A 12,685-nucleotide genomic window follows, 5' to 3' on the forward strand; every position below is an offset into this window, starting at 1 on the left:
TGCAAATTTAGAAGAGATTTTTACTTGCGCAAAGTTTATTTAGATTAATTTTAAATAGTTTTTGAGCAAAAAAAAATAACACATTGAAAATGTGTTATTTATAAGATGTTAAAATTTAAAAAACTCTAATTAATGATATGATGTAAAAATTTTGGTCGCTTCATTATAAGCACTTTCAAAACTCATTGCATTTAAGTTATTATGCTTTTTAGAGGTAAAATAGGACAGTACTTTTTCTGTTGGCATGTTTCCTGTTAGCTCATCTTTAGCCATGGGACAGCCACCAAACCCTTGAATGGCTCCATCAAATCGCATACATCCTGCACGAAAAGCAGCGTCTATTTTTTCAAACCATGTTGTGGGTGTTGTGTGTAGGTGAGCTCCAAATTCTATGTCAGGATATTGAGGTATTAAATTAGAAAACAAATAATCTATGCTCTCGGGATTTGAACTGCCAATGGTATCACTTAACGAAAGAATTTTTACGCCCATTTTACTCAAACGTTCAGTCCACTCCCCTACGATATCCACGTTCCAAGGATCTCCATAAGGATTTCCAAATCCCATAGAAATGTAAACCACAACATCTTTATTATGCTTATTTGAGAGTTCTAATATTTCCGATAGAGTTACAACAGATTGTGCAATCGTTTTATGAGTATTTCGCATCTGAAAGTTTTCCGAAATAGAAAACGGATAGCCTAAATAGTCAATTTCTGCATGTTTGCAAGCATCGTTAGCACCTCTAGTATTAGCTATAATGGCAAGAAGTTTACTGGTGGTTTGGCTTAAATCTAGTTTTGATAGAACCTCAGCAGTATCAACCATTTGTGGAATAGCTTTAGGAGATACAAAACTTCCAAAATCTATAGTATCAAAACCAACACGAAGCAAAGATTGAATGTATTGCACTTTTTGTTCCGTAGGAATAAAGGTCTTTATACCTTGCATCGCATCACGAGGACATTCTATAATTTTGAGAGGTCGTTTCATGTCTTTCAAAGATAGTAATTCAGATGATTTTTTGAAGGAGTTATTTTCAGAAATAAAAATAAAAATAGCTATACCTATAAATACTATAATTTGCAACCACTTAAGGTAAATCCCAATTCGCTCATTTTGCTTTATATATTCGGAAATTGAACCTGCTAGAATTGCAATGGTAGAAAAAATAATTCCAGAAACAGCCATAAATAATAATCCGAGTACAAAAAATTGAGTAATCGTACTCACAGTATTACTAAATAAGAACCCTGGAAAAAATGCTAAAAAGAAAATAGATACTTTAGGGTTAAGTACATTCATAATAAAGCCTTGCTTAAATAATTGCAATACACTTTTTTTTGGTATATCATCTGAACTTAAACTTAAATTGGATTCAGATTGGTAAACTTTAATAGCCAGATATAATAAGTAGAGGGCACCTAACAGTTTAATTACAAAAAAAAGAGTATCATTTTCTTTAATAATTGCCGATACACCAAAAGCAACCAACGTTGTATGTACCAAACAACCAGAAATTAAACCAGCCACAGTAGCTAATCCAAATTTTTTACCATTAACAATACTTTGCATTAATACATAAATATTATCTGGACCTGGAGATATTGCCAGTGCCGAAGTGGCTAAAACAAAAGACAGAAGTAGGTCGTAATTCAATACACTATATTTTTTTCAAAAATAATCAAATTTTACTGTAAGAAAGGGTGTGTTTTACCGACGTAATACTTTATAAACTAATACATATCAGCTATGAAAAAAATTACTTTCGTATTACAATCTTTAACCCTAATTACAATACTAGTTGCTTTTCAGACGAGTAGTGCACAATCTATGGCATCTTATACCATATCATTTTCAAGTGATTGGAATTCGGTTACAAATGACCCAGTAAACGGGAATAGTACTGTAGAATTACCCGGAAATGCACATTGGTCTGATCTAGTTGGAGCTACTCATAACAATTCTGTAACACTACTAGAAATGGGTGGTTTAGCTACCACAGGTGTAAAAAACGTAGCAGAACTAGGAAACAATACAGCCATTATGAATGAAGTACAAGCTCTTATTAATGATAATAATGCTGATCAGTTCCTTCAAGCTGGATTTGAAGAATTTGCACCACGGACTTCTGCCACTTTGATGGAAATTACTGTGAGCGAAGATTATCCACTTTTGAGTTTACTATCTATGATTGCACCAAGTCCAGATTGGATGATTGCGGTGAATAGTATCAATTTACGAGATGGAGGCGCTTGGGTACAAAGCTTATCAATTCCTTTATTTCCTTATGATGCTGGAACAGATAGCGGAACAAGTTATACCTCAGCAAACCAACCTACAACTAATCCAGAACCTATTAGTTCTTTAGTAAATGTGGCTCCTTTTAATGATAAACCTATTGGTACTTTAACCATAACATTTAATCAAACCTTAAATATTGAAAATCCAGAACCGTCAGAATTAAGTATATTTTCTAACCCTAATAGAGGAAAACTTAATATCACAACCTCTTCAACTAATCCTTTAAAAGAAGCATTGGTTTATGATGTATTGGGTAAAAAAGTCGCGAGTTTCAAAAACAAAAATCAAAATCACCAATCAGAATTTGACTATAATCATTTGAAGGGTGGAATTTATCTTGTAAGAGTATTTCTACAAAATGGATTAAGAATTACAAAAAAAGTAATACTTAACTGACGCACAAGAGCTTTTTATCAATATATTTAGGTATTTAGTCAGCTTTTTGATATGTTTATGGCATTCATATCAAAAAGCTTTTTTTAATTTAACCAACAGATATCATGAAAAAAATACTACTACTTGTTGTTAGCTTTATCACATGTACACTAGTTAATGCTCAAAACACTCCTGAATGTGGTACCAATTGGACTCCAGAAGCTCAATCCTATTTTGAACAAATGCTTCCACAATTACAAGAATATGAACGTGAGTATTTTAGGCTATCTGCACAAGGTCGTCGTTCATCAACGGCTATTAGTAGTGTCCCTATTAAAGCCCATATTGTAAGACCAAGTGCAGGTTTTGGAGGTTTGACTGAAGTGCAATTGAATGATGCAATAGCCATTATGAATGGTTACTTTTCTAATGCATTATTAGAATTCTTTTTATGTGATGGTATTAATTATATTGATGATGACACTTTTTACGATTACGTGACAGATCAAGAAGCAGCACTTACAGGTCCTAACAATGTGGCGAACGTAATAAATATCTACTTTGTTAATTCTATTTCAACAACATCGGGAGGCGGCTTATGTGGTTATGCTTACTTTCCTGGAGGGCCAGAAACTATATTAATGGCCAATGGCTGTACGACCAATGGAAGCACATTAACTCATGAAATGGGACACTTTTTTCAGTTATCACACACTCATGGAAATACGAATGGTACATTAACCGAAGAACTTGTAGATGGTTCTAATTGTGCAACTACCGGTGATTTTTTATGTGATACACCTGCAGATCCTCAACTTAGCTTTTCAAAAGTGAATTCTTCTTGTATTTATACTGCAGCTGAGGCTGATGCTAATGGACAACTTTTTATGCCAAATACTAGAAATATTATGTCCTATTCTAGACAATCTTGTCGTACAGAGTTATCACAAGATCAATATGCAAGAATTTATGCAACATATCAAGCATCACGATCAGTAATGGCTTGCCCTAGTTTTAACATAGATATTAGTTCTAATGCTTCCATATCTTGTGACGCTACTTTAGATGTTGACTTTACAGATAACAGCGTTGGTGCCACATCATGGGAATGGGATGTAGATGGCGATGATGTTATAGATTATACGACTCAAAATCCAACACACACCTATAATGGTGAAGGCTCATATGATGTTGCATTAACCATCTCTGATGGTGCTTCAACTATAACAAAAGTGTATCAAAATTATGTTGAAGTTATTGCTCCATTGGGAATAACGACTACTGAAATTGAATTAACATTAGTAATGGATGATTTTCCAGGTGATATTTCATGGAACTTAATTGATTCTAATGGAACATCTTTATATTCGAGTACTGGATATACCAATGGTACCGATAGTAATCAAACCTTTACTTATGACTTTATTGTATCAGCAAACGAATGTTATATTTTTGAAATCAGTGACTCTTTCGGAGATGGATTATGTTGCGCTTCAGGTAATGGATCTTATACACTTACAACATTAGAAGGTACAGAAATTAGGACTGGAGCAGAAATTGCTAGTGGCGAAACTACATACATGTCTAATACAACTTTAAGTACTGATGACTTTTTTAGTAATAATAATGTGTCTGTATTTCCTAATCCAACTGAAGACATCTTACATATTGAATTATCGAATAGTAATAACTTACCAGAAAGCTATACCATATATAATATGTTAGGTCAAGAGGTTACAAAAAAGTCAATCCATCAATTAGACGACTTAAACATTCAAGTGAAGCCTTTTAGTAATGGTATGTATTATATAAAACTATCTAAGGGAACAAGTTCAATTACAATTCCATTTGTTAAACAATAAAGGCAACTAATTATGGCTTGTTTTTCAAATTGGATATATTTTGTCGAAATTCAGAAATTGAAAACCATATTTTTTAGTTATTTTTAGGTAAAACTAGAGGTGTATTTCATAATAAACCTGTTGACCTATGAGAAAAATACTATTATATATTGCTTTAATTTCTCCTGTAATTTTATATACACAATCCGTACAAAGATGTGGGACAACAATGACTGATGAATCTCAAAACAGATTCGATCAACTATTACCACAAATTCAACAATATGAACAAGATTATTTTGAATTAACTCAGACAAGACGCTCTTCGGAAGCTATTAGTCATGTTCCTGTTAAAGTGCACATTGTAAGACCAGGAGATGGGAATGGCGGCATAACACTTTCCGAATTTGAAACTTCATTTGAAGGCTTAAACAATTACTATGCAAATGCGTATTTAGAATTCTTTTTATGTGAAGATATCAATTACATTGATAGCGACACATTTTATGATTTAGACTATAGTCAAGAAGAATTTTTAATCGCAAATAACGTAGATAATGTAATCAATATTTACTTTGTTAATACTATTACTGTTAACACCATAGATTATTGTGCCTATAGTTATTTTCCTGGAGGTCCTGAAGTTGTTATGATGACCAATTGGTGTACTACAAACGGTACAGTTTTAAGTCACGAAATGGGACATTTTTTTGGATTGCCTCACACTCACGGAGATGGAAGCACGAATGAATTAGTGAATGGTTCAAATTGTCAATTGGCAGGCGATTTCTTCTGTGACACACCAGCAGACCCTTTTCTTGATGACTCCAAAGTTAATGAAAATTGTGAGTATGTAGCATTTGAATTTGATAGTAATGGTGACCTATATATGCCTAATACACGTAATATTATGTCGTATACTCGACCATCTTGTCGTTCAGAATTTTCACCACAACAGTACGCGCGTATTTATGCTACTTATCAGGCAACAAGAATTGACATGACCTGCTCTTACTTTAATATTGATATCGATGCAAATTATACAGCTTCTTGTAATAATACGTTAGATGTTAACTTTATTGATAACAGCGTTGGTGCTTTATCCTGGGAATGGGATGTTGATGGTGACAATGTTATAGACTATACTATTCAAAACCCTTCGCATACTTATGTAACTACTGGAGCTTTTGATGTAACCTTAACCATTTCGAATGGAACTCAAACGATTACAAAAGTCTATGAAGACTTAGTGAATTTTCCTCGAGTAGATGTATCAACATCACAAATAAACCTTTCTATTACTTTAGATAGTACTCCTCAAGAAACCTCATGGGAACTAAAAGATGATACTGGAACCGTATTATATGCAAGTCCAGCTTATATTTCTGGAATAGACAATTTTCAAACTTTTAACTATGACTTTGATCTTTCGAGTGGTCAATGCTATACTTTTAATGTCTACGACAGTAATAATGACGGCATATGTTGTGGAATTGAAGGAGTAATTGCGTATGAATTAACAACTTTGGATGGTCAATCTATTTACGCTTCTAACGGGCTGTTTCAATCTATCGAATCAACAATTATTGGAAATGACGTATTAAGTATTGACAATTACTTTAATATAAATGGGGTTTCATTATATCCAAATCCAACTAGTGATATTTTAAACATACGGCTTACAAATATCAACGATTTACCTGACAGATATAGTGTTTATAATATGTTAGGTCAAGTAGTGTCAAGTAAAAACATAACTCTTATAAAAGATTTAAGTGTACAAACAAAACCATTTGATACTGGAGTTTACTATATTAAGTTAATAAAAGGAACGCAATCTAAAACCATCCCTTTTATTAAAAACTAAATGGGACTCGACATCATAAAAAAAGTGAATTGATTTATTTCAATTTGCCTTTTTTTATTAGTGCATTATTAATATCTCTCACTAATCTTGGTCCTTCGTATATAAAGCCTGTATAAATTTGTACCAAATCTGCGCCTGCTTCAATTTTTTCTAGAGCATCTTCAGCAGAATGTATACCACCCACTCCAATAATTGGGAATGCTTTATTACTATTCTTAGAAAGGTATTTTATAATACGAGTAGATTTCGTTTTTATAGGCTGACCACTTAATCCGCCATTTCCAATTTCAGAAAGACGTGCTTCAGAAGCTTTTAAACCTGTTCTATCAATAGAAGTATTACTCGTAATCACACCATCAAGTTTAGTTTCATTAACTAACTCAATAATCTCATCTAACTGATTATCATTCAAATCTGGTGCAATCTTGAGTAGAATAGGCTTTTGTTTGTCAAATTTGAGATTAGCCATTTTCACTTCGGAAATGAGCTCTAAAAGATAATCTTTATCATTAAGTTTTGCATGACTCCCAACATTTGGACAACTCACATTGAGTACAAAATAATCTACATAAGGATGAAGGCCTTTAAAACATTCTAAATAATCTTTAGTATAATCTTCAGGCTTTGTAGTTGTATTTTTACCAATATTTCCACCGATAATCAGTTGCCCTTTATTTTTTTTTAATTGCTGAATAGCTGCTTCAAGTCCTTCATTATTGAATCCCATACGGTTAATAATTCCTTGATCATCTTTTAATCTGAATAAGCGCTTTTTAGGATTTCCAACTTGCCCTTTTGGCGTAACAGTTCCTATTTCAATAAAACCAAAACCAAAATTTGCCAATTCATTATACAACACTGCATTTTTATCAAACCCAGCTGCTAAACCAACTGGATTTTTAAATTTAAGACCAAACAATTCGCGTTCAAGTGACGAATCCTGAACCAAATATAAACGTCTAAATAAAGATGAAGCCCCAGGTATTTTGGACACATTTCTAATTAAGGAAAAGGTAAAATAATGTATTTTTTCAGGATCGAAAGCGAATAATATTGGTCTTAGTAAAAGCTTGTACATGGAAAATCTTTTCAAGTGCAAAAATACTACAGATTTAATTAAAATCATTAACTTCCATCCCAAACCTTATACATTTTTATTTAAATGCCTGCAAACCCATAATACCATTATAATTTTAAACTATATGATCTCCAAAGAACACATTATAAAACGATTTATAAGTTACGTTACCGTAGATACAGAATCTGACCCAACAAGTGACACAACACCAAGCACAGCAAAACAATGGGATTTGGCTAATGCCCTTGCTAAAGAGCTAGAAGAAATTGGCATGTCTGATGTCACAATTGATGACAATGCCTATATCATGGCAACCTTACCTAGTAATGTTGACCATGATGTTCCAACTATAGGTTTTATATCCCATTTTGACACCTCTCCAGATTTCACTGGAGCAAATGTAAACCCAAGAATTATTGACAATTATGATGGAAATGATATCCTATTAAACGAAGTCGAAAACATCATATTGTCACCAGATTATTTTGAAGACTTACTTTTATATAAAGGGCAAACTTTAATTGTTACAGACGGCACTACACTTTTAGGTGCTGATGATAAAGCTGGTATCACAGAAATAGTATCTGCTATGGAATATCTCATAAATAATCCTCACATTAAACATGGTGATATAAGGATAGGATTTACTCCCGACGAAGAAATTGGTCGCGGTGCACATAAATTTGATGTTGAAAAATTTGGTGCAGATTGGGCTTATACTATGGATGGTAGCCAAATTGGCGAGCTAGAATACGAAAATTTCAATGCTGCAGGTGCCAAAGTAACTATTAAAGGTAAAATAGTACATCCAGGTTATGCTAAAGGTAAAATGGTAAATTCGATGTATATCGCTACCGAATTTATCAACTCATTACCGCGTATGGAAACTCCAGAACACACTGAAGGCTATCAAGGCTTTTTTCATTTGTATAGTATTGAAGGTAAAGTTGAGGAAACCATTTTACAATATATCATAAGAGATCATGACATGGCACATTTTGAAGCTCGTAAAGAAGTGATGCAAAAATTAACCAATGAGATTAATGCACAATACGAGCGCGAAGTGATACGTATAGAGATACAAGATCAGTACTTTAACATGAAAGAGAAAGTAGAACCTGTTATGCATATTGTTGATACTGCTGAGGAAGCGATGAAACAATTAGGAATTGAGCCTTTAATAAAACCTATACGCGGTGGAACTGATGGTTCACAACTGAGCTATATGGGCTTACCATGTCCTAATATATTTGCTGGTGGACATAATTTTCATGGACGCTATGAATATGTCCCAGTAGAAAGTATGATAAAAGCCACAGAAGTTATTTGCAAAATTGCAGAATTAACTGCAGATAAATCAAAAATATAATGCAAAAAATCTATTCCGTAGAAGAGTATATTGAAGTGAATCCACACTTTGCAGAAGAGTTAACCATTCTCCGTAATATCATAAATACTACTGAATTAGTAGAGACCATAAAATGGAGTATGCCCACTTATTGTCTCAATGGAAAAAATGTAATTGGTATTGGTGCATTTAAGAAGCACTTTTGTTTATGGTTTCATCAAGGCGTGTTTCTAAAAGATGAGCATCAACTTTTAATTAATGCTCAAGAAAATAAGACTAAAGCGATGCGACAAATGCGATTTGAAACCAAAATCGATATTAATGAAGGGGCTGTTTTATCTTATGTAAAAGAAGCTATAAAAAATCAGCGATTAGGACGTGAACTAAAACCCATTCGAAAAACAAAAACTATTGAAATCCCCACTGAATTACAAAAGGTTTTGTCTTCAAATCCAATATTGAATACAAGTTTTACTGCTTTAACTCCAGGTAAGCAACGTGAATATTGCGAGTATATTTCTCAAGCCAAACGTGAGGCTACCAAAATTTCACGTATAGAAAAAATTACACCTATGATTATACAAGGCGTAGGCCTTAATGATAAATACAAAAATTGTTAAGTACTAGATATAAAAAAACTCCGAAATTAAATTTCGGAGTTTTTTATTATTGAATTTTAAAATTCTATTTTACAGTTGCTGGAGCATTTAACTTCTTACTAATTTCCATTGAAATTGCAGAACGTTCAAACTTTATCTTTCCAGCAAGTGTCTCGATAACACAGCTATTGTCCTTATCATTAAGGTCTACTATTTTACCGTGCATACCGCTTTTAGTTACAACTTTATCACCTCTTTTTAAGCTTGCAGCAAATGACTTTTCTTGCTTTGCGCGTTTCATTTGAGGTGCAATCATAAAGAAATACACCACAGCAAACATGGCTATAAAAGGTAAAAAATCTCCAATTGAACCCATATATTATTTACCTACAGATTGAATTGAAGCTTTACCAGCTTTAGTTGGTGCATTTGGATCTGCTTCAACAAAAGCTTTAATCTTAACTTGTTCAGAACCTTTTTCAGTATTCGTAGTTAATGTAATTGTCTTTTGAACTTGGTTAGATCCTTTTCCGTTAAACTTTACAGTGAATTCTGCAGATTCACCTGGTGCTAATGGATCTCTGTTCCAATCTGAAGGTACAGTACATCCACAAGTACTTTTAATGTTACTAACTACTAAAGGTGTTTTACCTGTGTTTGTGTATTTAAATTTTGTTTCTACTGGAGTACCATTAACGATAGTTCCAAAATCATGTTCAGTTTCTTCAAATGCGATCACTGGATAGTCTGCAGCACTTGCGTCTCTTTCTGCAGCAGCAGCAACGTTATCTTGATTGATTTTACTTGTTGCATCTTCTTTACAAGATGTAAACGCTACCAAACATAATGCGCTTAATGCTAAAATTGCTTTTTTCATTACTATAATTTTTAATTATTTCTTTGATTCGAGAAGCCAAATGTACTAATTATTTCATCTAATTAAAATTTTTAGTCCATTTTCAAACAAAACATTAACAGTATAATGCTTATAAAACCTGAAGGTTTACATCAATCCCCTCCCCATTTTGTTAAGTTTTCCTTCTTCAGTATACTCTTTAACGATCTTATCAAGAATACCATTTATAAAATTGCTACTCTTAGGTGTTGAATATTCTTTAGCTATCTCCAAATACTCATTAATCGTTACTTTGACTGGTATTGAAGGGAATTTTTGAAACTCACAAATAGCCATTTGCATTAAGACGGTATCAATTTGAGTAATTCGTTCGGCATCCCAATTTTTAGTTTTAGCTGAGATTTCATCACTAAAACTTGATTGATTAAGGATGGTTTTTTTCAATAAATCAACACCAAAATCTTTATCCTCTATATCTTTAAATAATTGAGGCGTAAAGTATTTTCCTTCTGTTGATACCTTGACCTTTTTAAGAAGTTTCAAAATAGCAGTATTCACAACCGGAAGGTCATCCAACCAAGTAATTTGCTTGTCTTCAAAATAATCATACAATTTATCGTTAGGTGCTATGATTTCAGTAAACACATCAATAACAAAATTTTTATCCTCTTTAAAGGTTGATGTTTTAGTTGACATATAATCTTTATAAATGTCACTTTCTAAGATGGACTTAAGAATAACGTCAACATACTCAAAATCTAAATACCAAAGGTTTTCTTTTTGAGATTCAATAGTGTCTTTTAATGCTTCATTTGAAGTTAGCATTACAAGAACTTCATTATTAATAAACTTATAATTAGGGTTTTTATCCTCTTGAGTTGCTAAGAGTTTTTTTTGTGTTTTCTCTAAACGATCTTTAGATTTTTTATGGACTTCAACTAAAAGAGACAACTGTGCAATAAATAAATCGTACATGTTATCTAGACTTTGAAGTAGAAATTTCTCATTGGTTTTGATGTTATCACTTTCAATGCCATTAGAAGCATAAAGTGTTTGCATAACTTTAATACGAATGTGTCGTCTATTTAACATGGTTGCAAAGAGCTATAAATTAACAAAGCGAAAGTGAATCTCTTTCGCTCTGCAAAAATACTATTATTTTAATCCTATAAAAATATTTAGATTATTTTCCTTGTTCTTCTTTTCGGTTAGCTATACGTTGCTTTGCAATGGTTAATGCAGAGACATTGGTCGTTACATTATTTTGCTTAGCTCCTTCAAAAATTTCTAAAGTCGTATTATAGATATTTTCTGTTTTACGTATAATTTCTTGTTTTCCGTAATTTTCTAACTCAGCATACACATTAATAATTCCACCAGCATTGATTAAGAAATCTGGAGCATATAAAATACCTCGCTCTTGCAACAAACGACCATGTTTTACCTCATCGGCTAATTGGTTATTTGCAGCACCAGCTATAATATCTGCCTTGAGTTTATAAATAGTATCATCATTAATGGTTGCTCCTAAAGCACAAGGCGCATAAATATCCATAGACTCACTATAAATATCATTCCCATTATAAATAGATACACCATACTTAGAACTTACAGACTCTAAACGCTCTTGATTGATATCAGAAATGGTAACACGAGCACCTTCGTTCATTAAATGTTCAACTAAGGCTTCACCAACATGTCCAATACCTTGTACAAATACAGATTTGTCCTCAAGAATATCGCTTCCATACTTAAATTTAGCAGCTGCTTTCATTCCCATAAACACACCATAAGCAGTAATTGGAGAAGGGTTTCCTGCGCCACCTTTACTTTCAGATATACCAGTAACATAAGGTGTTACCTCTCTAACAGTATCCATATCTTCTGTAGCCATACCCACATCTTCTGCTGTAATATAGCGCCCGCTTAGTGAATGTACGAACTCTCCAAACCTTCTCATGAGCTTTGGAGTCTTCTGAGTTTTAGCATCGCCTATAATCACAGCTTTTCCTCCTCCTAAATTGAGTCCAGTAATTGCAGACTTGAAGGTCATTCCACGAGACAAACGTAAAACATCATTAAGTGCTTCCCATTCGTTATTATAATTCCACATTCTCGTACCTCCTAGTGCAGGTCCTAAAACTGTGTTATGAATTCCTATTATTGCTTTTAAACCAGTATCTTTGTCGTTGCAAAAAACTATTTGTTCATGATTATCAAAAGATAACTGACCAAAAACTGGATCTACTTTTGAAAGTTCTTTAGAACTGATAACATCTGATGTCATGTAAATTTAGATTTAGAAGCTATTTTACATTATGTATAAAATAGCGAGCAAAAATAACTCAATATTGGAGTATTAGCAAAAATAAGTATGTTAATTTATTAAATCGCTAAAAACAAGCCTCAAATAATAA

The 12,685-nt window shown here is 32.9% G+C and carries 11 protein-coding genes; 5 read left to right on the forward strand and 6 right to left on the reverse strand.

Annotated features, from left to right (window positions below; translation table 11 throughout):
• Positions 1–129: 129 nt before the first annotated feature.
• Positions 130–1,659, reverse strand: coding sequence for a LysE family transporter (locus ACTU6T_RS01335; protein WP_460219462.1), 1,530 nt, complete (start codon positions 1,657–1,659; stop codon positions 130–132).
• 93 nt (positions 1,660–1,752) lie between these two features.
• Here ACTU6T_RS01335 and ACTU6T_RS01340 point away from each other — a divergent pair, with 93 nt between their 5' ends.
• The 3 genes from ACTU6T_RS01340 (at position 1,753) to ACTU6T_RS01350 (ending at position 6,387) form a co-directional block, all read left to right on the forward strand.
• Positions 1,753–2,700, forward strand: coding sequence for a spondin domain-containing protein (locus ACTU6T_RS01340; protein ID WP_460219463.1), 948 nt, complete (start codon positions 1,753–1,755; stop codon positions 2,698–2,700).
• Positions 2,701–2,804: 104 nt separating this feature from the next.
• The gene (locus tag ACTU6T_RS01345) at positions 2,805–4,541 is read left to right on the forward strand and encodes a T9SS type A sorting domain-containing protein (protein ID WP_460219464.1); all 1,737 of its coding nucleotides are present in this window, start codon (positions 2,805–2,807) and stop codon (positions 4,539–4,541) included.
• A 127-nt stretch (positions 4,542–4,668) separates the two neighbouring features.
• Positions 4,669–6,387 (forward strand): T9SS type A sorting domain-containing protein, encoded by a 1,719-nt coding sequence (locus ACTU6T_RS01350; protein ID WP_460219465.1) that lies wholly within the window; start codon positions 4,669–4,671, stop codon positions 6,385–6,387.
• Positions 6,388–6,421: 34 nt separating this feature from the next.
• Here the strand turns inward: ACTU6T_RS01350 and ACTU6T_RS01355 are convergent, their stop codons facing one another.
• Positions 6,422–7,465 (reverse strand): quinone-dependent dihydroorotate dehydrogenase, encoded by a 1,044-nt coding sequence (locus ACTU6T_RS01355; protein WP_460219466.1) that lies wholly within the window; start codon positions 7,463–7,465, stop codon positions 6,422–6,424.
• Between the two features lie 124 nt (positions 7,466–7,589).
• On the opposite strand from ACTU6T_RS01355, the gene pepT reads away from it, so the two are divergent.
• Together pepT and ACTU6T_RS01365 are read left to right on the forward strand one after the other, a co-directional pair.
• A complete protein-coding gene (gene pepT / locus ACTU6T_RS01360) occupies positions 7,590–8,834 on the forward strand; it encodes a peptidase T (RefSeq protein ID WP_460220732.1) in 1,245 nt (414 codons plus the stop codon).
• Entirely contained in the window at positions 8,834–9,433 is a 600-nt protein-coding gene (locus ACTU6T_RS01365) for a YdeI/OmpD-associated family protein (protein WP_460219467.1), read from the forward strand. Before pepT ends, ACTU6T_RS01365 begins: the two co-directional genes overlap by 1 nt.
• A gap of 64 nt (positions 9,434–9,497) precedes the next feature.
• Here the strand turns inward: ACTU6T_RS01365 and yajC are convergent, their stop codons facing one another.
• From yajC to ACTU6T_RS01385, 4 genes are all read right to left on the reverse strand, one after another.
• The gene (gene yajC / locus ACTU6T_RS01370) at positions 9,498–9,788 is read right to left on the reverse strand and encodes a preprotein translocase subunit YajC (protein WP_460219468.1); all 291 of its coding nucleotides are present in this window, start codon (positions 9,786–9,788) and stop codon (positions 9,498–9,500) included.
• A gap of 3 nt (positions 9,789–9,791) precedes the next feature.
• Positions 9,792–10,289, reverse strand: coding sequence for a DUF1573 domain-containing protein (locus tag ACTU6T_RS01375; protein ID WP_460219469.1), 498 nt, complete (start codon positions 10,287–10,289; stop codon positions 9,792–9,794).
• A gap of 126 nt (positions 10,290–10,415) precedes the next feature.
• Positions 10,416–11,327: a transcription antitermination factor NusB gene (gene nusB, locus ACTU6T_RS01380; protein WP_460219470.1), complete on the reverse strand. Its 912-nt coding sequence runs from the start codon at positions 11,325–11,327 to the stop codon at positions 10,416–10,418.
• 124 nt (positions 11,328–11,451) lie between these two features.
• The gene (locus ACTU6T_RS01385) at positions 11,452–12,555 is read right to left on the reverse strand and encodes a Glu/Leu/Phe/Val family dehydrogenase (RefSeq protein ID WP_460219471.1); all 1,104 of its coding nucleotides are present in this window, start codon (positions 12,553–12,555) and stop codon (positions 11,452–11,454) included.
• Positions 12,556–12,685 lie beyond the last annotated feature (130 nt).

The sequence above is a fragment of the Psychroserpens citreus genome, assembly GCF_055686305.1.